The following is a 22,688-nucleotide window of genomic DNA, read 5'->3' on the forward strand; positions in this document are numbered from 1 at the left end:
TAAAGATCTTGAAAGGCCCTGTCAGACCGGGTGATCCCTGGTACAAAAATAATGGCAGCCTTAATGCCGCCCCATGTCTATATTCCGCGCGCTGGCCAGAGCCGTTGCACACAGTGTTTCCTTACCGTCCCTGACCGAAAACACGTCGGCTGCACACACCGTGATCAGCTTTCCCGGCGTGATCACGCGTCCCCGAGCCAGTAATTTTTCGCCGTCGCCCGGCGCCACGATCTTTATGCTGCAATCGATGCTGGCATTGATCCAGCCCACCGGTAGCAGCGTTCCGGCGGCGGCCACAGCCGCAAAATCGGCAGCGGCAAAAATGGCAGTCGCCTGCATTTTTCCGGGTGCAAAGCTCAGCTCGTCGCGGTAGTCAATTTCCAGCTCCACCGCGCCGGGCCGCACATCGCCAAAACGCAAACCCAGCCATCTGGCCATCGGCATGGCAGAGACCATGCTGACCAGTTGCTGTGCATAGTCGGGATTACTGGCTGCGTAGTGGCTCATTCCTGTTCCTAGCTGATCAGATAGCCGCCATCGACGTTGATGCAGGCGCCGGTGGTATAGCTGGAAGCGTCGGATGCCAGGTACAGCACGGTGCCGGCCATTTCGCCCGGCTCGGCGATGCGCTTCATCGGTATGCGGGTCAACGCTTTTTCCATGATCACCGGGTTATGGAACAGTGCAGATGCAAACTTGGTATCGGTCGCACCAGGCAGCAACGCATTGACACGCACGTTCAGCGGTGCGCATTCCTGCGCAAAGGCCTTGGTCATGGAGATGACCGCGGCCTTGGTGATGGAATAGATGCCCTGGTGCGCACCGGGAATTACGCCATTGACGGAAGCGACATTGATGATGCTGCCTCCGCCGTTTTTGATCATCAGCTTCGCCCCCGCGGCCGACATGAAAAAGTAGCCGCGGATGTTGACGTCCACGGTCTTCTGGAAAGCGCCGACATCGGTTTCCAGGATGGAGCCGAAATGCGGATTGGTCGCTGCATTGTTGACCAGGATATCCAGCCGGCCATGCGTCTCGGCGATACCAGCCATCAGGGCATCGATCTGCGCCATTTCGCCGATATGGCAGGCGCGCGCTTCTGCCTTGCCGCCGGCTTCGCGGATGGCAGCCACGACGGCTTCGCAGGCTTCGGCCTTGCGGCTGGAAACGATGACATGCGCGCCGCGGGCCGCCAGCAACTTGGCCACAGCCTCGCCTATGCCGCGGCTGGCGCCGGTCACCAGTGCCACCTTGCCGCTCAAGTCAAACAGGTCCTTCATTGCGTCTCCTAACGATAGGTAATATTGGCGGGAACGTTTAGCTGTTCCAGATGCGAGAAATTATTCAGGTAGCTGAGGCTGATGCGGCCCGGCTTGTCCACCGGCTGACCGGACTGGTACAGCAGGCGGGTCACGGCGCTATTGACCAGCGACCAGTTCAGTTCCGCCATGCTCTTGTCCGGAAAGCCGAGCACGTACTGGCACAAGGTAGAGATGGTGCCGCCGGATGTGAACACGACAATGGCCTTGGCCGGGTCTGCATGGTTGATCTGGCGCTCCAGCGCGGCGATGCAGCGCTGTCTGAAGGCGGGCCAGGATTCACGGTATTCGGCATCGTGGCTGCCGTCCATCCAGCGTGCCATGGACGCCTGGAACAGCAACTGGAATTCGGCTTTCGCATCCGGTTTGGACATCAGGAAGCGCTTTACCTCAGTCGGGTCTTCAAAAGCAGGCACATGCCGAACCATCACTTCATGGTGGTCGTACTCGTTGAATCCTGCATCGACTTCCCACTTCCCGGCGGGCAGGCGCGAGGCAGGCAGCTCGGCCATGCAGGCCTGGGCAGTCTGCTGGTGGCGCTTCATCGTGCCGGTTACCACACGCGAGGCCAGCAGGCTGGATTTCTCAAGCCAGCGCCCCAGATGCTGCGCCTGCTGATGGCCGAGTTCAGACAACTGATCGTAATTCTGGCTACCGAACGAAGCCTGGCCGTGCCGTACAAGATAAATCTGACCCATGGTTTTTCCTTGCTGCCTGTAGTGATGAAGCGTGTTGCGCGCGCATGACTGCGTCTAGAGCACGCATAAGAGTGCATAAGAGCGCATCAGCACTGTGCGCGCATCGCTGGAATAGGCTTATCTTATGGTCTGGACTATAATTTATCAAATGAATAGTTATTATTGATTTCGATAAATTTTATGCATATATCAAAAATAGACCTGAACCTGTTCACGGTCTTTGAGGCGATCTACACCGAAGGCAGCGTCACCCGTGCCAGCCAGCAACTGCACCTGACGCAGCCGGCGATCAGCCATTCGCTGAACCGGCTGCGGCAGCTGTTCGACGATCCGCTCTTTGTACGCCAGGGGCATGCAATGGTGTCTACCCCGCTGGCACGCAGCATCATAGAGCCGGTACGGCAGGCTCTGCGTGGCCTGGAGGTGACGCTGGCGGACACCGGCAAGTTCGACCCATCGCTGGCCAGCAAGCAATTCACGCTGGCGCTGCGGGACGTGCTGGAGTCGACCGTGCTGCCTCCACTGCTGGAAAGCGTGACCCGGCAAGCACCGCTGATCGACCTTGCAGCCATCCAGGTGGAGAGGCGCGAACTGGTCGGCGAACTGGCGGCGGGCACGCTGGACGTGGCCATCGACATGCTGCTGCCGCTACCGAACGATATACGCAGGGAAAAGATCAGCCAAGATACGACTGTCGTACTGGCGCGCCAGGGGCACCCGGTGGTAACAGGCAGGCTGGACCTGGATACCTACATGGCAGCGGAGCATATTCTGGCGAGCTCGCGCCGCAAGGGCCCGGGATTGGAGGATTTTGAATTGAGCCGGCTGGGCTTGCAGCGCAGGATACGCTTGCGCTGCCAGCATTATTTTGCCGCATGCAGGGTCGTCAGCCAGACCGATCTGCTGCTGACCATGCCGGAAGGCTATGCCAGGATTGCCAATCTGCAATTCGGCAACCAGATCCTGCCCTTGCCGATCACCATGCCGTCATGGGACGTGTATTTGTATTGGCACCAGAATGTGGAAAACGATCCGGCCAATCGCTGGCTGCGCGAGCAGGTCTCGCAGGCGTTTCGCGCGCAGGCATATTAAGAAGCCATTACGAAACTACGCTGGCGTTGTTGCTCCTCCTCGCCGCACTGCTCGTACTGTCCTTGTCGTCGCAACTGGCCAGCTTCGAAATAGCTTTTAAAAAGATAGGAGAGGAAGATTTATTTCGGAGGTGTGCCGCCATCCGGCAGCAGGCAGGCGTCAATGATCTGCAAATCATTGTCCTTGGCGAAATCGACAACGAAATGGTAAGCCAGCGGCTCAATCTCGCGCAAAGCCTCGTTGACGACGACGGAACGCACGCCATCCAGCAGGATAGGACGTACATAAGGGGAATACTGCAGATGGGCATTCCGGCCTGCATCGGGTTTGAAGCAGGACATTGCGCCGCACAGACGTTCTGCCCAGTCGCTCGGGCGGAACTGTTTTCCATCGCTGGTCAGCCCTTGGATGAAGAACTCGTGCAACTGTGTTTGATCTTTAGTGGGATCGGCCATGTGGTCGGCTCGCGGTTATGGGCGAATGGAGCTGGTCACCCCTTGCACCTACATTAAAAGACATGGGTATTATATCTTATAGAAGACTTGATTCCCAGATCATCGTATCCGAATTTATGACACCTTTACGACGCCAATACGCAAAACAGCAGCCTCACACCAATATAGTGTATTTAAGGAAAGAGTAAAGATTAAGGCCTGTTATCCATCCGGCTATCCGGATTGACAACAGGCCTTTGCAAGTCCTATTCCATCGCAGTTTTTTACAGCCAGACAGCAATGGAAAGCAGCAATAGCAACAGCATCCACAGCAGCAGGGCACGCCACACCAGGCCTACCGCACTCTGCAACGCACGCGGCGATGCCTCGGTGCCGGGCTGGCTTTCCATTTCCAGGCTGTCCACATCCACCGCCGTTGCATCGGCCTGCAATATCATTGCCTTTTCTTCCGGTTCACCCAGCCGCACGCCGAGCGCGCCGCCGCCGGCAGACAGGATAATGCCGACCACTTCATCCGACCAGCGGTCGGCGTAATTACGCCAGGAATAGACAGCATCCTCGAAATTGCCGACCACTGCAAATGCCACTGCAGTCAGGCGCGCGGGCGCCCAGTCTATCCAATAGAACACTTTGGTCGCATAAATGCCGAATTCTTCATTCTTCATGTGTTCCGGTTCGGTCCAGGCCCGGGCCAGGTATTCGGCCACGCGGTACATGACGGCACAGGCCGGCCCTACCGGCATCAGGAACCAGAAAAACACGCCAAATACATTGCGGTGGGTCGCGATCAGCGCGCGCTCCACGGCTATCCTTGAAATTTCCGATACGTCCATGCCCGCAGTATCAAGCCTGGTCCACTGCGCAAGGTAGGTGCGGGCGGCATCGTCGTCGCCGGAGCTGAGCGCCAGCTGTATGGAGGTGAAATAGTGGCTGTAGCGGCGGAAACCCAGTGTTAAATAAACGATCAGGATATTCCATGCAAAGGCGGCAAACGGGCTCAGGTACAGGCAGGCGCCGTAAATGACGGCGGTCGGTATCGTGAGCCCGGCAACGATGACCCACCAGCCCAAGCGCCCGTGGCTGGCCTTGCCCGCATTGCACCATGCCTCCACCTTGATCGCCAGGTTCTGCACTTGCAGATAAATGGGGTTATCGGCCCGCAACGGCTTCAATTGCTCGATCAGTAATGCAAAAAGTATGGAGAGAAATGTCATGGGTTATGGTATCGGCAGTCTCGGTTCACGGATTCAGGAAGAGGCAATCAATTTGCAAATGCGGCAAGTGTAAACTGATTCCGCCGGATTATGAAGCCCATCCATTGCCTTGCCGCTATCACAAGCCTCAGCAAGCCGTTTCAGGCGCGTAACAAATGAAACAGATTGCGCAGCATGCCTGCTGTCGCGCCCCAGATGAAATGATGGTGGTAAGGCATGGAGTAAAACACCCGTTTTCCGGCGCCATCGGGCAAATGGAATGCGCGGCGCTGGTGGTTATCGCCATTCATCAGGAAGGCAAGCGGCACTTCAAAGATTTCAGCCACTTCAAACGGATCTGCCTTCAGTTCAAATGGCGGATGCAGCAGGGAGACTATCGGCGTCACCACGTAACCGGTACCGGTCTTGTATTCAGGCAGAGTGCCGATGATTTCCACGTGTTTGCGATCCAGGCCGATTTCCTCCTCAGCCTCACGCAGCGCGGTTTCCACCGGCGTGATATCGGCGACTTCGAAACGGCCGCCGGGAAAGCTGATCTGTCCCGCATGGTCATTCAGGTGCGCCGCCCTGTGCGTCAGCAAAAGGCTCAGGCCTTCCGGACGGATAACGATGGGGATCAGCACCGAAGCTGGGCGGAAGGTCTCTACGGCAGCCAGCAGTTGCTCATCGCTGGTTTCCACCGACCAGGGCGGCAGTTCGGCAAAATGCCGGCGCAGCCAGTCCGCGTTCAAACGTTCAGCGGGTATTGCGCCCTCTTCAGCTACCGATACCACCGGCAGCTGTTCAGGATTAAAAAGAAGCTTGGCCAACCATATCTCCTGCAAACAAAAAAGGGACACCGGCTGGCATCCCTCTTTTCAACACACCATCAAAGCAAATATTAACCTGCTTTTGGAGCTGCTGTCTTACGGCTTGGCAATTTCTCTTTGATACGAGCGGATTTGCCTGAACGTTCACGCAGATAGTACAGCTTGGCGCGACGTACGTCACCGCGACGCTTGACTTCGATCGAAGCGATCAGCGGAGAATACAATTGGAATGTACGCTCAACGCCTTCGCCGGATGAAATCTTGCGAACGATGAAGTTCGAATTCAGACCGCGGTTACGACGGGAGATAACAACGCCTTCGTAAGCCTGGGCACGTTTGCGTGTGCCTTCGACTACGTTAACGCTGACAACAACCGTGTCGCCTGGTGCGAAATCAGGGATATTTTTGCCGAGGCGAGCAATTTCTTCTTGCTCTAGTGTTTGGATAAGATCCATTTTTTTACTCCGAATACCATCTTGCTGACGCTGCAGAGCCATGCTCAGGCCCAGTAGAGGATGGGGTTTAACATGCGAACCGAAGTTCGCGCTTGATATCAGGCCTTACGACCTGCAGTACAACTTTACTGCAACAACTTACTACAAACTGCTTAAAAATTTCTCGTCGCTGCGCGTCAGCAAACCAGCTTCACGCGCCTGCAAGATCAGGTCCGGCCGCTTCTGCATGCTGGCTTCCAGTGAACGCTCACGCCGCCATTTTTCAATTTCAGCATGGTTACCGCCCAACAAAACCGCCGGCACAGCAACATCTTCAAACACTTCCGGCCTGGTGTAATGCGGGCAATCCAGCAAGCCGTTGACAAAGCTGTCCTGTACCGCCGATGTATCGTCATGCAAGACACCGGGCAGTTGCCGTATCACGGCATCCATCAGCGCCATGGCAGGCAATTCTCCGCCTGACAACACGAAATCGCCAAGGCTGATTTCCTCGTCGACATAGCGGTCCAGCAGACGCTGGTCCACTGCTTCATAACGACCGCACAGCAGCACCACGCCGGACAGTTCCGTCAACTCCATCACGCGGCCATGTGTCAGCTGCCTGCCTTGCGGCGACAGATAAATTACCTTCGGCGCTTCCGCTTGCGGGCTGAGCGAACTGAGTTGTAGCTGGCGCCCCTTGGCGGCTTCTATCGCTGCCTGCAAGGGCTTGCCCAGCATGACCATGCCGGGTCCGCCGCCATAAGGCCTGTCGTCCACGGTACGGTGCCTGTCCGTCGTGAAATCGCGAGGATTCCACAATGCCAGTTCGCATTTTTTCTGCTCGAATGCGCGACGGGTTACCCCGGATTGCGTCAAAGCGGCAAACATTTCGGGAAACAATGTTATGACATCAAACTGCATTGTTCATGCTTTCTGATCTCATCACACTACCCTTCTACGTTCACTAAAAATCGAGACCCCAGTCGACGATGATTTTTTTCGTCTTCTGATCAACTTCCTTGACGAAGCTGTCAACATACGGGATCAGGCGCTCATGCTTGGACAGCTCGGCCTCCGGGATGTCGGCAGCGGCCACACGAAGTATCGGGTGGGCGCCGTTGTCCATCAAGTCCCTGACCAGGCCCAGGCTTTCGCCCTGCAGATTTTCCACAGACAGACCTATCAGGTCCAGCCAGTAGAATTCGCCGTCCGGCAAAGGAGGAAAATGGCTGCGGGAGATTTTGACGGTTGCGCCTTTCAGTGCTTCCGCGGCATCCCTGCCTGCAACGCCAACCAGCCTTGCAACAACGTCCTCGCCATGGATCTTGACTTCCATGCGGTCGACATCATGCAATTCCGGCTTGTCCAGCCACCAGGTTTTAGCCGACAGCAATGCATCGGCTTCTGATGAATACGGACGTATTCTTACCCAACCATGAATGCCATATGCTCCCGAGACATAACCCACCAGGACTAAATCTTCAGGAACACGCACTCCACCAACAGACATATCAGCCAAAAATTAAGCTGCAGCCTTGTTCACCAGACGAGCAACTGCCGGCGACAATTGTGCGCCAACACCTTGCCAGTAAGCCAGACGATCCTGAGCAACACGTACTGTCTCAGCACTGCCTTGCGCTACCGGGTTGTAAAAACCGATACGCTCGATGAAACGGCCATCACGACGATTGCGTGAATCAGTTGCAACGATATTGTAGAAAGGGCGCTTTTTTGCACCACCACGAGCTAAACGAATAACGACCATAATATTTCCAAAAAAGTTCTAAACGCGGAAAAAGCCGCAAATTATAGCGTGTTTATCGACCATGCCGCAAGAGCTATCCCGGCTTGGCCAACAATCAGTGGCTATTACCCTACAAATGTAATGCAAAAACCATAACAAGCAAGCGGAATTATCGTCTCGCCTCGGCAAGGTTCCGGCAATTTATCGCCACGCAGTCGATGCCCTTGCACTAGAATCATGCTTTTGCCGGTCCACCCACATCAGAGACATGAATAATTCCCATAAGAACAAGACTCTTGCCACTTTCCTGGCAGCGCTGCTGGGCAGCATAGGCGCCCATCGCTTTTATTTGCGCGGATGGAAAGACAAGGCCGGCTGGCTGCACCTGGCCACACTGCCCATTTCCATCATACTGGGCAACCTGTATTTCGGCCTGCCCATGCTGCTGACCTACAGCCTGCTGGTGCTGTCGCTGCTGGTCAGCGCGATCGAGGCACTGGTGCTGGGGCTGTCACCGGATGAAAAATGGGACGCCAAGTTCAACCCTGCATCCGGAAAGACCAGCGATTCATCGTGGTTGCTGGCGCTGATCCTGGTGCTGACCGTCGCCATCGGCGCAGGCATCCTGATTGCCGTGCTGGCGCGCAGCTTCGACCTGCTGTATACCGGCGGAGCGTACGGCTAAACCTAGCCCGCACTTCCCGCAAAAGCGGCCCCTCGCGACGGGCCGCTTTTTTTATGCGCGGCTGAATCTTAAAACTGATCCTCAGGCATCGCCATCACACCCGCACTGCCTTCGACGATGGAACTGCGTATGCCTTGCGCTGCCGACAGGATGTGGTCGGCAAAGAACCGCGCCGTTGCGATTTTTGCCTGGTAAAACTTGGCATCGCCCTCACCTGCCTGCAATTTCCGGTGCGCCACCAGTGCGGCACGCGCCATTTGCCAGCCACCCAGCACGATGCCGGCCAGCTGCAGATAAGGCACACTACCCGAAAACACCGCTTTGATATCGGTCTTCATGTTGGCTGCGACATAGGTAACAACCTCCTCCAGTGCCGCGGAACCCGCTGACAGCTGGCGCAGAATGGCCGCCAGATCGCCGGATTGCACATCCGCCAGTTCCGCTTCCGTCTTGCGTACCTGTGCGATCAGCGCTTTGGCAGTCGCGCCGCCATCGCGCACGGTTTTACGGCCTACCAGGTCATTGGCCTGGATCGCTGTCGTACCTTCATAGATAGGCAGGATCCTGGCATCGCGGTAATGCTGGGCAGCGCCGGTTTCCTCAATGAAACCCATGCCGCCGTGCACCTGCACGCCGGTGGAAGTCACATCCAGAGACATTTCCGTAGACCAGCCTTTGACGATGGGCACCAGGTATTCGTAGCAGGCCTGGTTCGCTTTGCGGGTCGCCTCATCCGCATGGTGGTGAGCCGCATCGCTGGCCGCGGCGGCCACGTAGGCCAGCGCGCGCGCGCCCTCGGTCTGCGCGCGCATCGACATCAGCATGCGGCGCACGTCGGGATGGTGGATGATGCTGACCGCACCAGCGGAACCGGCCAGATCGCGCGACTGCAGGCGGTCCTTCGCATAAGCGACCGCCTTCTGGTAAGCACGCTCTGCGACGGCGACACCCTGCATGCCGACCGCAAAACGCGCGGCGTTCATCATAATGAACATGTATTCCAGGCCGCGGTTCTCTTCGCCGACCAGCGTGCCTAGGGCGCCGCCATTGTCGCCGAACTGCAGCACCGCAGTCGGGCTGGCTTTGATGCCCAGCTTGTGTTCTATCGATACGCAATGCGCGTCATTACGCGCGCCCAGCGAACCATCGGCATTGACCAGGAATTTTGGCACGATGAACAGCGAAATGCCCTTCACGCCTTCCGGCGCGTCCGGTGTGCGCGCCAACACCAGATGGACGATATTCTCGGCCATGTCGTGCTCGCCATAGGTGATGAAAATCTTGGTGCCGAAGACCTTGAAGGTGCCGTCACCCTGCGGCACGGCACGGGTACGCACCATGGCCAGGTCAGAGCCGGCCTGCGGTTCGGTCAGGTTCATCGTACCTGTCCATTTGCCGGTAATCAGGTTTTCCAGGTAAATCGCTTTTTGCTCATCGCTGCCGGCCGTCAGCAACGCTTCAATCGCGCCATCGGTCAACAGGGGGCACAGTGCAAAAGACAGGTTGGCCGAGTTCAGCATTTCTATGCAAGGGGTCGCCACCAGCTTGGGCAAGCCCTGGCCTCCGAATTCAGTCGGGTGCTGCACACCCTGCCAGCCTGCTTCACCGTACATCTTGAAGGCTTCCTTAAAGCCCTTGGTGGTGAAGACGCTGCCGTCTTTCCAGTAGCTGGGAGACTGGTCGCCGGCCCAGTTGAGCGGGGCCACCACTTCGCCGGTAAATTTGGCATTTTCCTCCAGCACCGCCTCCACGGTTTCCGGAGTTGCATCTTCACAGCCGGGCAAGGCATTTACGGCGGACAGGCCGGCCAGTTCGTTCATCACGAACAACATGTCTTTCAACGGGGCGACGTAGCTCATATTTTTACTCCATGTCTCCAAAAAAATAAGGACAGGATGAGTGAAAACCAAAACTCATTCCCTGTCCTTTTAGCGGCGGCAGGCAGATACACATGCATCTACCCGCCTTTTAATGATTTAACCCAGTTCGGCAACCAGTTGCGGAACGATTTCAAACAGGTCGCCGACGATGCCGTAGTCTGCCACGGAGAAAATCGGCGCTTCCGGATCCTTGTTGATGGCGACGATGGTCTTGGAATCCTTCATGCCGGCCAGATGCTGGATAGCGCCGGAAATGCCGACCGCGATGTACAGCTGAGGCGCCACGATCTTGCCGGTCTGGCCCACTTGCCAGTCATTCGGCACGAAGCCTGCATCGACGGCAGCGCGGGATGCGCCCATTGCGGCGCCCAGCTTGTCGGCCAATGGCTCCAGCAGCTTGAAGTTATCGCCGGAACCCATGCCGCGGCCACCGGAAACGATGATCTTGGCAGCGGTCAGCTCAGGGCGGTCTGATTTGGCCACTTCGCGCGAAACGAACGCAGACTTGCCGGAATCGGCAACTGCGGCAATGTTTTCCACTGCGGCGGAACCACTTGTTGCAGCAGCGTCGAAACCGGTAGTACGCACGGTGATGACCTTGATGGCATCGGTGGACTGCACGGTGGCGATTGCATTGCCGGCGTAGATAGGACGCTCGAACGTATCCGGCGAGTCGACCTTGGTAATTTCAGAGATTTGCGATACGTCCAGCTTGGCGGCAACGCGCGGCAGAATATTTTTTCCGTATGCGGTGGCGGGCGCCAGGATATGGCTGTACGCAGACGCGATTGCCAAAGCCTGTTCGGCGACGTTTTCCGCCAGGCCGTCGGCAAAGTGCGCCGCGTCAGCCAGCAATACCTTGGCAACGCCTGCCACCTGGGATGCAGCCTGTGCTGCCGCGGCGGCATTATGGCCGGCAACCAGCACATGGACGTCGCCGCCGCATTGAACTGCGGCAGTGATGGTGTTCAGGGTGCTTCCCTTCAGGGAAGCGTTATCGTGTTCAGCGATGACGAGTGTAGTCATGATGTCTTCCACATTTGCATGTAAATCGCGGCAAAGAATTGAATTGCCGCAAAAGTTATTCTTGAAATTCCCGGGACTTGCGGCGGGATTAAGAGATTACCTTGGCTTCGTTCCTCAGCTTGGAAACCAATGTTGCCACGTCAGGCACCTTGATACCCGCAGAACGCTTCGGAGGCTCGACTACCTTCAGTGTTTTTACACGGGAAGCAACGTCCACGCCCAGGTCGGCCGGCTTGAAATTATCCAGCTGCTTTTTCTTGGCCTTCATGATGTTAGGCAGCGTCACATAGCGCGGTTCGTTCAGGCGCAAGTCGGTTGTGACGATCGCAGGCAAAGTCAGCGACAGTGTTTCCAGGCCGCCGTCTACTTCACGGGTGACCGTTGCCTTGCCGTCTGCAACGGTGACCTTGGATGCAAACGTCGCTTGCGGCCAGCCCAGCAAGGCTGCCAGCATCTGGCCGGTCTGGTTGCAATCGTCATCAATCGCCTGCTTGCCGAGGATGATCAGTTGCGGCTGTTCCTTGTCAGCCAGCGCCTTGAGCAGCTTGGCGACAGCCAGCGGCTGCAGTTCCGCGTCGCTTTCCACCAGGATGCCGCGGTCGGCGCCGATCGCCATGGCCGTGCGCAGGGTTTCCTGGCACTGGGCAACACCGCAGGATACAGCGACGACTTCCGTTACCACGCCAGCCTCTTTCAGGCGCATGGCTTCTTCCACAGCGATTTCATCGAAGGGGTTCATCGACATTTTGACGTTGGCAATATCAACGCCGGAACCATCGGATTTGACGCGCACTTTGACGTTGTAATCGACGACACGTTTGACTGGTACCAGGACTTTCATGGGTCTGCCTTTATTAAACTGATATTTTTAAACTGATTTTCGAACAGAGAGATGCTGAGACTGAGTAAAGCTTGAATCTATGAATCTAAAAGGATGTTGCGGAATAAGCCTGCTATCGACACATGTGCAGGAAGCCCAGCCTATTTCGCAACAGCCCGGATCATCCGGTAAGCAGCGAGCTTACCAAATAGAGCTACAGGCCTGAGGTGCGGACACCTATTGACTCATTGAAGCTTATTGACGCTCATTGACGTAAACGTAAACCCCGACGATTATAAAACGAATTTGACAACTCGTCGCACAATTTAGCACGATCGTTCGATTAAGACCACATTGAAGCTAGAGCCCTACACCTAAAGCCTTGCACTCAAGAAAATAAATAACTATTTTGCAACAAAAAGCCCGCAAAGCAAGCCTTGCGGGCCATTGACACCAACTCTATTTTTAACAAACGCTTGCAACAGGAACAACCCGCGCAAACGGACAAGCCTATTTGCGCTTGATGAAGTATTCGTATTCCTGGCTGTTTTCCAGATGCGACAACAACTCATTGCCGGTCTGCTTGGAAAAAGCCTTGAAATCGCGGACAGAGCCCGGATCGGTTGCGATGACGCGCAACACTTCGCCTGTAATCATATCGGCAAGGGCTTTTTTGGTTTTCAAAATTGGAAGCGGACAATTCAGTCCACGCGCGTCCAGTTCTTTATTGAATTGCATGATGTTTCCAGTGGCAGGGTACAAATTGAATAAACTAATTCGCTCAACAATTGATGCACCAATTCTACCGGAAATTTTACTTAGATGGTGCAACGCAACACACTAATACAGTACAGGTAATCTATTCACAACAAATTTGCACAATATTGGTGAACATTCACAAACAACCTGGATAATTTATCCTTATTCAGCTGGCTGATTCCGCTGTCCGGAACGGTATAAACAAGATGGGAGTGAACCGGCAAACTTCAAGCGATCAACTGGCAGGCCAGTCCATGAATTCGGGCTCCAGCCCCTGGGCTCGCATCCAGTCGGCCATCGCGTAACCAGTGCCTGAATGCCAAGGACGCAGCCTTTCGGGAGCAACCAGGCGGAACTCGACCAGCTCTTCCGATAACTGGATGTCGCCGCTGGCCTTGACGTGGTAGGCGATGATGACTTCGTTCTTGCGGATGAATTCATATACGCCTATCAGCGATATCTGATCCGCATCGAGATTGGTTTCTTCCTTCAGTTCGCGCGCAATACCCTGCTCCGGTGTTTCACCGCGCTCCATGAAGCCGGTGATCAGCGCAAACATCTTTTCCGGCCAGGCCGCGTTGCGAGCCAGCAGGATACGCCCCTCCACCTCCACCAATGCCGCCAGCACCGGCAAGGGATTGTCCCAGTGGGTCCAGTGTCCTTCAGGACAGGCAAGGCGTTCCTTGCCTGCTTCGTGCTGATCCAGGCGCAGCACCAGCGGCGCCGCACAGGCAGGGCAAAATTTGAATTCAGTCATGGAATTTAACGGCCGGTTACGGGAATGCGGGGCTGCTTGGGATGCAGCCGCGCCATGGCATGGGCATCGACATACGCGCCGTTGCGCAGCGCGTAGGAACGCAGGGTTCCTTCAATTTCGAAGCCGAATTTATTGTACAGATGCAGCGCATGCGCATTGTCGGTATACACCGTCAGTTCGACACGCAGCAGGTTCAGCCAGTTATCGGCCAGGCTCAGCAACTCCGCCAGCAATGCAGTGCCTATGCCACGGCCTGTAAAGGAATCGGCGATTCCCATGCCCAGCGCTGCCACATGGCGGCGCCTGGCCCCCTCCTCGATATGCAGGCCGGCAGTGCCGACCAGCACGCCGTCATATACCGCCACCAGCAATGTATCATTCGGGCTGGTCTGCTTCAGCCTGTCCTGCCACATTTCCACCGAAGGATGCGGCAATTGCAAGGTTCCCGCATAGGTATTGCTGCTTGCATACACCCGTTGGATCTGGGCGGCATCATTCGGTTCGGCGCGGCGTATAAAAATCATAGGCGTTCACTTATCCAGGTTGCGACTTCAGACAGCGCTTTTGGCAAGCCGGAAGGATCGGTACCGCCTGCCTGAGCCATGTCAGGACGTCCGCCACCCTTGCCGCCTACCTGCTGCGCCACGAAATTGACCAGCTCGCCGGCCTTGACCCTGGATGTGGAATCCGCAGTCACGCCCGCAATCAGGCTGACCTTGCCGTCGTTCACCGCTGCCAGAACGATCGCCGCAGTCTTCAGTTTATCTTTCAGCTTGTCCATGGTTTCGCGCAGCGCCGTCACATCGGCGCCTTCCAGCGTGGCTGCCAGCACCTTGATGCCTTTGACATCCACCGCCTGCGCGACCAGATCATCTCCCTGGCTGGAGGCCAGTTTTGATTTTAATGCGGCCAGTTCTTTTTCCAGGGATTTAACATGATCCTGAACCTGTACGATGCGTTGTGTCAACTCTTCCGGCTGCGATTTCAACGCTGCTGCGGCTTCATTGACACGGTTGCTCAGGTTTTGCACCAGAGTCAGCGCCACTTCGCCGGTAACAGCTTCCACGCGCCGTATACCCGCCGCAACGCCGCCTTCTGCAACGATCTTGAACAGGCCGATGTCGCCGGTACGCGATACGTGGGTACCGCCGCACAGTTCGCGCGAGAAGCCGATATCCAGCACGCGGACTTCATCGCCGTATTTTTCACCGAACAAGGCCATTGCGCCACCCTTGACTGCATCGTCATACGACATCACCTGCGCCTGCGCCGCATTGTTGGCCAGGATTTCCCGGTTGACGATAAGCTCCACCCGGCGGATCTCATCGGCCGTCATCGGCGCGTTGTGGCTGAAGTCGAAACGGGTTTTTTCCGGATCGACCAGCGAGCCTTTTTGCGCCACATGCGAACCCAGCACTTCGCGCAGGGCCTTATGCATCAGATGCGTCGCCGAGTGGTTGCGCACAGTCTGCGCGCGCACTTCGGTTGCGACCTGTGCCTTGACGCTTTGACCGACAGCCAGCGACCCGGTTTTCAATTCACCATGATGGCCGAATACATCGGCTTGTATCTTCAGCGTATCCGTCACTTCAAACGCTGCGCCGGATTCGATGGACAGCACACCGGAGTCGCCGCACTGGCCACCGGACTCTGCGTAAAAAGGCGTGGTATCCAGCACCACGATAGCCTGCTGGCCGGCCTTGATGTCATTGACAGCGGCGCCATCGACGTACAGCGCAATCACTTTGCTCTGGTGGCTTAAGCTGTCGTAGCCGACAAATTTGGTCTTGTCGCCGCTATATTCCACGCCGGCAGCCATCTTGAACTTACCTGCGGCGCGCGCGGTCTGCTTCTGCCGCTCCATTGCAGCGTCAAAACCGGCCTCATCCAGCACGATATTGCGTTCGCGGCAGATATCAGCGGTCAAATCCAGCGGGAAACCGTAAGTGTCGTACAGAGTGAAAGCGGTGTCGCCATCCAGTTGCTTGCTGTCCTTGGCCAAGGCTGCTTCCAGGATTTTCATGCCATGTTCCAGCGTTTCGCCGAAACGCTCTTCTTCCTGCTTCAGCACCTGCGCAACGCGTTCCCCCGCTTCAGCCAGCTCAGGATAGGCAACGCCCATTTCCTTGACCAGATCGGTCACCAGCTTGTAGAAGAACGGCTGAGTCTGGCCCAGCTTGTGGCCGTGGCGCAGTGCGCGGCGGGTAATGCGGCGCAGCACATAGCCGCGGCCCTCATTGCCCGGAATGATGCCGTCAACGATCAGGAAGCCGGCGCAGCGGATATGGTCGGCAATCACTTTCAGGGAATTGTTTTCCAGGTCAGCACAGCCGGTTTCGCGTGCAGCCGCCTTGATCAGATTCTGGAACGTGTCGATCTCGTAGTTGGAATGTACATGCTGCAATACGGCGGCAATGCGTTCCAGGCCCATGCCGGTATCCACGCATGGCTTGGGCAAGGGATGCAACACGCCCTGCTCATCCTTGTTGAACTGCATGAATACCAGGTTCCATATCTCGATGAAACGGTCACCGTTTTCATCGGGAGAGCCCGGGGGACCGCCCCAGATTTCCGGACCGTGGTCGTAGAAGATTTCGCTGCAAGGGCCGCAGGGGCCGGTATCGGCCATCTGCCAGAAATTGTCCGACGCGTAGCGCGCGCCCTTGTTGTCGCCGATGCGGATGATGCGCTCTGCAGGTACGCCGATTTCATTGAGCCAGATGCCGTAGGCTTCGTCGTCTTCCTGATAGACGGTCACGGTCAGCTTGTCTTTGGGCAGGCCGTAGGCAACAGTCAGCAGCTCCCACGCATAGTTGATTGCATCGCGCTTGAAATAATCGCCAAAAGAGAAATTGCCCAGCATTTCGAAAAAGGTGTGGTGACGGGCGGTGTAGCCGACATTTTCGAGGTCGTTATGCTTGCCGCCGGCGCGCACGCTGCGCTGCGCAGTGGTCGCGCGCGTATAGCTGCGCTTGTCTTGCCCGAGGAACACATCCTTGAACTGCACCATGCCGGAGTTAGTGAACAGCAAGGTCGGGTCATTGCCCGGTATCAGGCTGGAAGAACGCACCCGGGTATGGCCTTTGGATTCGAAAAAGCTAAGGAATTTATCGCGAATTTCTGACGAGTTCATATTTGGTGTATTAGGGTGATATCTAATTGGAAATAAAGTTTAGCCTTTGATTATACGTGATAACTTCCGGTAATTTGGCCCATAAAACACAAAACCACGCTGTCCGGCGGACAACGCGGGGTTTCCGGACGGGGCCAGGGGCCGCGCCCTGCTTATTGCCCTCATTTACGGTAAATCCACGAAATTGGCGGCGATCAGATCTATCCTGTCAGTGCAAAACGCATCGACTCCCCATTCCATAATTTCCCTGGCCCTGTCCGGCTGGTTCACGGTATAGCAGAACAGGCCGTAACCGGCCTGTTTCACCGCACTAGCCAGCTCCGGAGTCAGATGTTTATGGTTGGTGTGCAGCGCGACAGCGTTTAGTTGTTGCAGCTTTTGTTGCCAGTCCGGCTGGATGGTATCGGTCAGGAATCCCCGTGGAATATCGGGTGCATGCTCTTTTGCACTCAGCAAGGCCTCGAAGGAAAATGAAGAAAACAAGGGGAGCGCCTGCATCAGCGACGGGTTGGCCGGCAACGCGGCGCTGAATAATTGCCGCGTCAGCCGAGCCACGGCCTTGCCGGTTTCTACCTCATAGCCCGGCACCGGTTTGATTTCCACATTCATCCAGATACCGTTTTGCTGGCAGAACAGCGCCACCATCTCATAAGTGGGTACATTCTCACCTGCATAGGCAGTACTGAACCAGCTGCCGGCGTCCAACCTCAGCAAATCGGCGGCCAACGTCTGCGCCACATTGCCCGGTCCGGGCACCGTGCGGCCAAAATCAGGATCATGCATCAGCACAGGTATGCCATCCTTTGATAACATGACATCGAATTCGACCGCGCGGAAGCCGCGGTCCAGGCCGCACTGCATCGCTGCCAGCGTGTTTTCAGGAGCAAGCGTGCCGCCGCCACGATGGGCGACCACTTTGGGATAGGGCCACATGCAGATCACCTTTGCAAGAATGAATAACAAAAAAGAACAAGAATTAACACCAGCAACAACTGGACGAAGTATAAAGAAGTCAACATAGGATAATCGAAGATGCAGAACAAAACAGCCTTAGGCCATATTCGCGTGCTCGATCTGACGCGCGTGCTCGCCGGCCCCTGGTGCGCGCAAAACCTGGCCGACCTCGGCGCGGAAGTCATCAAGGTGGAGCGTCCCTTGACCGGCGACGATACCCGCAGCTGGGGCCCACCCTTCCTGCGCGACGAGGCCGGTGACAATACCGGCGAGGCGGCCTACTACCTGGCAGCCAACCGCGGCAAGCAGGCCATTACCGTGGACATTGCCAGCGAAGAAGGCCAGCAGATCGTCCGCGAGCTGGCTTTGCAGTCCGACGTGGTGCTGGAGAACTACAAAGTCGGCCAGCTGAAAAAATACGGGCTGGACTACGAGTCGCTGAAGGAATTGAAGCCCGAGCTGATTTATTGCTCCATCACCGGTTTCGGCCAGACCGGGCCGTATGCGCATCGCGCCGGCTACGACTTTATCGTGCAGGGCATGGGCGGCTTCATGTCGTTGACCGGCGAGCGCGACGAACTTCCCGGCGGTGGGCCACAAAAAGCCGGTGTGGCGATTGCCGACCTGATGACCGGCATGTACGCCACCGTCGCCGTGATGGCTGCGCTGAGCCACAGGGACAGGACCGGCGAAGGCCAGTATATCGATATGGCGCTGCTGGACGTGCAGGTAGCGATGCTGGCGAATATGAACACCAACTACCTGGCCAGCGGCGTAGCGCCAAAACGCTGGGGCAATGCACACCCCAATATCGTGCCCTACCAGACCTTTGCGACATCCGACGGCCACATCATCGTGGCAGCGGGCAACGACAGCCAGTACACCAAGTTCGTGCAGGCCGGAGGCCGCCCTGAACTGGCCGACGATCCGCTGTACTTCACCAACCCGCGCCGCGTGCAGCACCGCGACCAACTGGTGCCTCTGCTGGTGGACATGGTCAAGCAAAAGACCAAGCAGGAATGGATAGATGCGCTGGAAGCCGCCGGTGTGCCCTGCGGCCCCATCAACAATCTGGATGAAGTATTCGACAACCCCCAAGTACTGGCGCGCGACATGCTGGTGAGCCTGCCGCACCCCAGCGCTGGCAAGGTCAGGCTGGTAGGCAGTCCGATGAAGATGTCCGCCACGCCGGCCCAGGCGCTGAGCGCGCCGCCCTTGCTGGGACAGCACACTTCGCAGGTACTGGGCAGCCTGCTAGGCTACGATGAAGACAGGCTGGCCAACTTGCGCGCCCGGAATATCATTTAGGCGCCAGCAGCAAAAAAAAAACGGCGGGCGCGCAGCCCGCCGATTTCCGGCAGAAAGAAAAGCTTAAGACGAAAAGCTTAAGGCAGCTTGGCCAATTCCTTGTTCTGCGCATCCAGCCATACCTTCAGCGGCGCAAAATAATCAAGGATGGCGGAAGCATCCATCTTGTCTTCGCCAGACACCTGTTTCAGCGCCTCCGGCCAAGGGCGGCTCCGGCCCAGGGAAAGCATGGCCTGGTATTTGGCGCCGGCCTGCATGTTCTCAAAAATGGAGCAGCGGTTCAGCGGGCCGGTGTAGCCGGCTTCACGGCACAGCGCGCGATGGAACTGAAATTGCAGGATGTGTGCGACGAAGTAGCGGGCATAGGGTGTATCGGCAGGCACATGGTATTTGGCGCCAGCATCGAAGCCATTGTCTTCCATCGGCGCCGGGCGCTTGATGCCCTGGTATTTTTCACGTAGTTCCCACCATACCTTATCGTAATCCTTGGGATCGACCTTGCCGGAGTACACCTGCCAGCGCCACTGGTCCACCAGGTAGCCGAATGGCAGGAAGGCGACTTTCTCCAATGCCTTGTGCAGCAGCACACCTATATCTTGCGAGGGATCGGGCACTTCATTGAGCAGGCCTATCTTCTTCAAGTATTCCGGCGTCATCGACAGCGTGATGGTATCGCCTATCGCTTCATGGAAACCGTCATTGGCGCCGTTCTTGAATAAAGGAGGCTGCTTGCGGTAGGCCAGGTCGTAATAGATGTGGCCCAACTCATGATGGATGGTGGAAAAATCTTCTGTCGTCGGGTTGATGCACATCTTGATGCGCACATCGGTCGCAGTATCGATATCCCAGGCGGATGCATGGCACACCACTTCCCTGTCGCGCGGCTTGACCAGCATGGAATTGGCATAGAAGGACGGCGGCAATTTTTCCATGCCCAGCGACGTGTAGAATCCTTCGGCAAATTTGGTCATTTGCACCGCATCTATCTTGTGCTCTTTCAGTACTGCGCCAACATCCAGCGACGTGTCCTGCCCCTGCGGCTTGAGGATGGGGTACAGGTTATCCCAGGTCTGGCTCCACATATTGCCGAACAGGTGGGCCGGTATCGGCCCTTCTTTCGGCACCACGTCCGGGCCGTAGGTCTGGCGCAGTTTCAGGCGTACATACAGGTGCAGGGAGTCGTACAGCGGCTTGACCTGCTGCCACAGGCGTTCGGTTTCTGCGGCAAAGGCTTCCGGCGGCATATCGTATTGCGCGCGCCACAAGGTGCCGGTATCCGCATAGCCCATCTCATGCGCGCCCTTGTTGGACAGGGCAACGTACTTCACATAGCTGTCTTTGTAATTGATCGCCTGCTTGTGCCAGCCTATCCACGCATCCTTGAGTTTGGCGGGATCGCGGCTGTTTGCCATGATGTCTTCCAGCTGCCCCAGATCCAGGCAGGAAGAAGCATCGCTCGGCTTGCTGCAATATTTGGCTTTGCCGTATTCGCCGGCCAGCGTCGTGCCAAGACGGGTGTAGGCTTCGCGGTCGGCGGCCTGCGACAGTACCAGGCTCAGTTGCAGCAGTTTCAGTTTGCGCGCGCTGTCGGCGGGCAGTTTCAGCTTGTTGTAGCGGCGGGCCTGCAAGGCAATTTCACTGGCAGCCGTCAACGACTGTTCGCTGGCCTGCGCGGCCATCGTTTCAGTATCGTCGGTAATGTGTGTTTCATATACCCAGGATGCACGTCCGGCGTTGATGCCCAGCTTTTCCAGCCGCTGCTCCGCCGCAGCGATGAATTTTTCCGCTTCCGCTACCGTGGGCGCGCCTTGTTTGCCGTCCGTAGCTGCCGGCGCCAGCAATGGCATTGCCGCGGCAATTGCAGCAGCCAGCGGCAACATGAATTGCTTGCTGAATATTCGGTGTGACATTCTCTTCTCTCTCCACTCTATTTATCGGTCTGTTTTATTGCGGCGGGCGCGGTAGCGATTTAGCTCAGCACATGGCTTACGGCATGACTATCGGTCTGCGCAAAACCCGTCAAATATATCAGCAAATATTCCCTGTTTGCGACACCTGAGCGCAGCCGGCGCCAAATTCCGTCGATTTCACGCCATAAAAGCGCTGGCTCATCGCTTTCCGCTGTCGCCATACGGCTACGGCATAGATAATTCAGTCATCTTCATTCACCCTATCGCGAGGAAATCATGCAAACTACCGTCACTTATGAACAGGCAAAACGCCAGGTGGAACGTAAAATCGGCCTGATGACCCATGCCGCCGTTTTTGTCTTGGTCAACGCCGGCCTGATGCTGCTGAACATGCAACTGGGTCGCTTCAGCTGGTCTGCCTTTCCCCTGTTCGGCTGGGGCATAGGGCTGGTCTTCCATGCGCTGTCGGTTATCGCACATGCTCCGGGAAACAGCTGGAAACAACGTATGATTCAGCATGAATTAAACAAATAAACGGTTTACTCAAAAAAGATCGCATCGACTGCATGAACCATTTAACAAAAACAAAACTGCTGGAACTTTTTCGCTCGCGCGCCTTCCTGATCAAGCTGCGCAACGACTTCATTACGGTAACGGCAATCAATGCTCTCTGCGGCTTCATGCTGACCTACCTGTTGCGGTATGGCGGTGGTCTGCTGGAGAATTTTGTTTTTTCGATGTGCATAGGTAATACCGCCTTTCTGCTCATCAATGGCGGCGCCTTCCTGATCTGGGGCGAACGCCGGGTGTCCCGCCCTGCGTATTACGTGCTTTGCATGGCGGCGGCGCCGGTTGCAATGTATGTCGGCGTCAACCTTGGCTCCCTGATTTACGGTTATCCATTGCGCACTTTCACTTCCTACCACGCGCAGTTCGGCATGGGAACCCTGATCTTTACCTTGGTTGCTTGTCTCGTAACGACTGGCTTCTTCTGGAACAGGGGAAAAATGGCTGAACTGACGGCAACAGCCGAGGCCGAAAAAGCGCGCACCGCCGCCATAGAAAAACAGGCAATGCAAGCGCAGCTGCAACTGCTGCAGGCACAGATAGAACCGCATATGCTTTTCAACACGCTGGCCAACCTGCAAACCCTGATCGGCATAGACCAGGTCCGCGCGCAGCACATGCTGGACCAGCTGATTCAGTACCTGCGCGCCACGCTCAGCTCATCCCGCGCGGACCAGACCAGCCTGTCGCAAGAATTTACCTTGATGAAGGCTTACCTGGAACTGATGTCGATACGCATGGGAAAACGGCTGAGCTATACGTTGGATCTGCCTGCCGAATTGCAGGCGCTGAAGATTCCCCCGATGCTGTTGCAGCCTCTTGTAGAAAATGCGATCAAGCATGGTGTAGAACCGAAGATGGAAGGCGGCAGCATCGTTGTGACGGCGCGGCGCAAGGACGGCATTTTATTGCTGGAAGTTGCCGATACCGGACTGGGCTTGCCGTTCGATCATGCGGAGCGCCAGCTTAACCGCGACGCTGCTGCCGGTAGCCATCTTGGAAATGCCAATGTCAGTGACCGGATTTTGGCAATATACGGCCCCGACGCCTCTTTTACGCTGCAAGCGAACCAACCGGCCGGCGTCGTTGCACGCCTCAGCCTGCCGCTGGCGAATGACTAA

General features: G+C 56.5%; 24 protein-coding genes. 5 read left to right on the forward strand and 19 right to left on the reverse strand.

Going from position 1 to position 22,688, the window contains the following annotated elements; genetic code table 11:
- Nucleotides 1-60: 60 nt before the first annotated feature.
- From ACO0LO_RS27640 to ACO0LO_RS27650, 3 genes are read right to left on the reverse strand one after another with little or no spacing between them, the layout of a single operon-like run.
- A complete protein-coding gene (locus ACO0LO_RS27640; protein ID WP_422969524.1) occupies nt 61-507 on the reverse strand; it encodes a PaaI family thioesterase in 447 nt (148 codons plus the stop codon).
- Nucleotides 508-515: 8 nt separating this feature from the next.
- Entirely contained in the window at nt 516-1,280 is a 765-nt protein-coding gene (locus ACO0LO_RS27645; protein WP_422969526.1) for an SDR family oxidoreductase, read from the reverse strand.
- Nucleotides 1,281-1,288: 8 nt separating this feature from the next.
- Entirely contained in the window at nt 1,289-2,017 is a 729-nt protein-coding gene (locus ACO0LO_RS27650) for a histidine phosphatase family protein (protein WP_422969528.1), read from the reverse strand.
- A gap of 180 nt (nt 2,018-2,197) precedes the next feature.
- Between ACO0LO_RS27650 and ACO0LO_RS27655 the strand changes: the two genes are divergently transcribed.
- A complete protein-coding gene (locus ACO0LO_RS27655) occupies nt 2,198-3,109 on the forward strand; it encodes a LysR family transcriptional regulator (protein ID WP_422969530.1) in 912 nt (303 codons plus the stop codon).
- Nucleotides 3,110-3,228: 119 nt separating this feature from the next.
- Here the strand turns inward: ACO0LO_RS27655 and ACO0LO_RS27660 are convergent, their stop codons facing one another.
- The 7 genes from ACO0LO_RS27660 to rpsP all read right to left on the reverse strand — a co-directional run bounded on the left by ACO0LO_RS27660 (nt 3,229) and on the right by rpsP (nt 7,789).
- Entirely contained in the window at nt 3,229-3,564 is a 336-nt protein-coding gene (locus ACO0LO_RS27660) for a DUF3579 domain-containing protein (protein WP_422969532.1), read from the reverse strand.
- Nucleotides 3,565-3,827: 263 nt separating this feature from the next.
- Nucleotides 3,828-4,778 (reverse strand): CobD/CbiB family protein, encoded by a 951-nt coding sequence (locus tag ACO0LO_RS27665; RefSeq protein WP_422969534.1) that lies wholly within the window; start codon nt 4,776-4,778, stop codon nt 3,828-3,830.
- A 140-nt stretch (nt 4,779-4,918) separates the two neighbouring features.
- A complete protein-coding gene (locus ACO0LO_RS27670) occupies nt 4,919-5,587 on the reverse strand; it encodes a CoA pyrophosphatase (RefSeq protein ID WP_422969536.1) in 669 nt (222 codons plus the stop codon).
- A gap of 71 nt (nt 5,588-5,658) precedes the next feature.
- On the reverse strand, nt 5,659-6,042 hold the full coding sequence (gene rplS / locus ACO0LO_RS27675; protein ID WP_422969538.1) for a 50S ribosomal protein L19: 384 nt from the start codon (nt 6,040-6,042) through the stop codon (nt 5,659-5,661).
- A 141-nt stretch (nt 6,043-6,183) separates the two neighbouring features.
- Entirely contained in the window at nt 6,184-6,945 is a 762-nt protein-coding gene (trmD, locus tag ACO0LO_RS27680; RefSeq protein WP_422969539.1) for a tRNA (guanosine(37)-N1)-methyltransferase TrmD, read from the reverse strand.
- A 43-nt stretch (nt 6,946-6,988) separates the two neighbouring features.
- Nucleotides 6,989-7,519 (reverse strand): ribosome maturation factor RimM, encoded by a 531-nt coding sequence (rimM, locus tag ACO0LO_RS27685; RefSeq protein ID WP_422969596.1) that lies wholly within the window; start codon nt 7,517-7,519, stop codon nt 6,989-6,991.
- A 27-nt stretch (nt 7,520-7,546) separates the two neighbouring features.
- Nucleotides 7,547-7,789, reverse strand: a complete 243-nt coding sequence (gene rpsP / locus ACO0LO_RS27690; protein WP_422969541.1) for a 30S ribosomal protein S16 — start codon at nt 7,787-7,789, stop codon at nt 7,547-7,549.
- A 247-nt stretch (nt 7,790-8,036) separates the two neighbouring features.
- On the opposite strand from rpsP, the gene ACO0LO_RS27695 reads away from it, so the two are divergent.
- Nucleotides 8,037-8,453 (forward strand): NINE protein, encoded by a 417-nt coding sequence (locus tag ACO0LO_RS27695; protein WP_422969543.1) that lies wholly within the window; start codon nt 8,037-8,039, stop codon nt 8,451-8,453.
- Between the two features lie 68 nt (nt 8,454-8,521).
- Here the strand turns inward: ACO0LO_RS27695 and ACO0LO_RS27700 are convergent, their stop codons facing one another.
- The 8 genes from ACO0LO_RS27700 to ugpQ all read right to left on the reverse strand — a co-directional run bounded on the left by ACO0LO_RS27700 (nt 8,522) and on the right by ugpQ (nt 17,761).
- Nucleotides 8,522-10,312 carry an acyl-CoA dehydrogenase gene (locus tag ACO0LO_RS27700; protein ID WP_422969545.1) on the reverse strand — a complete coding sequence of 597 codons (1,791 nt, stop codon included), beginning with the start codon at nt 10,310-10,312 and terminating at the stop codon, nt 8,522-8,524.
- Nucleotides 10,313-10,429: 117 nt separating this feature from the next.
- The gene (locus ACO0LO_RS27705) at nt 10,430-11,359 is read right to left on the reverse strand and encodes an electron transfer flavoprotein subunit alpha/FixB family protein (protein ID WP_422969546.1); all 930 of its coding nucleotides are present in this window, start codon (nt 11,357-11,359) and stop codon (nt 10,430-10,432) included.
- Between the two features lie 88 nt (nt 11,360-11,447).
- Nucleotides 11,448-12,200 carry an electron transfer flavoprotein subunit beta/FixA family protein gene (locus ACO0LO_RS27710; protein WP_422969548.1) on the reverse strand — a complete coding sequence of 251 codons (753 nt, stop codon included), beginning with the start codon at nt 12,198-12,200 and terminating at the stop codon, nt 11,448-11,450.
- 489 nt (nt 12,201-12,689) lie between these two features.
- Nucleotides 12,690-12,917: a sulfurtransferase TusA family protein gene (locus tag ACO0LO_RS27715; RefSeq protein ID WP_394781684.1), complete on the reverse strand. Its 228-nt coding sequence runs from the start codon at nt 12,915-12,917 to the stop codon at nt 12,690-12,692.
- 256 nt (nt 12,918-13,173) lie between these two features.
- Complete coding sequence (locus ACO0LO_RS27720) at nt 13,174-13,695, reverse strand: NUDIX domain-containing protein (protein WP_422969551.1); 522 nt, start codon at nt 13,693-13,695, stop codon at nt 13,174-13,176.
- Nucleotides 13,696-13,700: 5 nt separating this feature from the next.
- Nucleotides 13,701-14,219 carry a GNAT family N-acetyltransferase gene (locus tag ACO0LO_RS27725; RefSeq protein WP_422969553.1) on the reverse strand — a complete coding sequence of 173 codons (519 nt, stop codon included), beginning with the start codon at nt 14,217-14,219 and terminating at the stop codon, nt 13,701-13,703.
- Complete coding sequence (gene alaS, locus ACO0LO_RS27730; RefSeq protein ID WP_422969555.1) at nt 14,216-16,828, reverse strand: alanine--tRNA ligase; 2,613 nt, start codon at nt 16,826-16,828, stop codon at nt 14,216-14,218. Before alaS ends, ACO0LO_RS27725 begins: the two co-directional genes overlap by 4 nt.
- Before the next feature lie 165 nt (nt 16,829-16,993).
- Nucleotides 16,994-17,761 (reverse strand): glycerophosphodiester phosphodiesterase, encoded by a 768-nt coding sequence (ugpQ, locus tag ACO0LO_RS27735; RefSeq protein ID WP_422969557.1) that lies wholly within the window; start codon nt 17,759-17,761, stop codon nt 16,994-16,996.
- A 99-nt stretch (nt 17,762-17,860) separates the two neighbouring features.
- On the opposite strand from ugpQ, the gene ACO0LO_RS27740 reads away from it, so the two are divergent.
- Nucleotides 17,861-19,090, forward strand: coding sequence for a CaiB/BaiF CoA transferase family protein (locus tag ACO0LO_RS27740; RefSeq protein WP_422969559.1), 1,230 nt, complete (start codon nt 17,861-17,863; stop codon nt 19,088-19,090).
- A gap of 77 nt (nt 19,091-19,167) precedes the next feature.
- On the opposite strand, the gene ACO0LO_RS27745 is transcribed toward ACO0LO_RS27740, so the two are convergent.
- Nucleotides 19,168-21,000, reverse strand: coding sequence for a M2 family metallopeptidase (locus tag ACO0LO_RS27745; protein ID WP_422969561.1), 1,833 nt, complete (start codon nt 20,998-21,000; stop codon nt 19,168-19,170).
- Nucleotides 21,001-21,276: 276 nt separating this feature from the next.
- Between ACO0LO_RS27745 and ACO0LO_RS27750 the strand changes: the two genes are divergently transcribed.
- Entirely contained in the window at nt 21,277-21,534 is a 258-nt protein-coding gene (locus ACO0LO_RS27750; RefSeq protein ID WP_422969563.1) for a 2TM domain-containing protein, read from the forward strand.
- Nucleotides 21,535-21,566: 32 nt separating this feature from the next.
- Nucleotides 21,567-22,688 (forward strand): sensor histidine kinase, encoded by a 1,122-nt coding sequence (locus tag ACO0LO_RS27755; protein ID WP_422969565.1) that lies wholly within the window; start codon nt 21,567-21,569, stop codon nt 22,686-22,688.

The sequence above is a fragment of the Undibacterium sp. TJN25 genome, from assembly GCF_049339885.1.
Classification (GTDB): Bacteria; Pseudomonadota; Gammaproteobacteria; order Burkholderiales; family Burkholderiaceae_D; genus Undibacterium.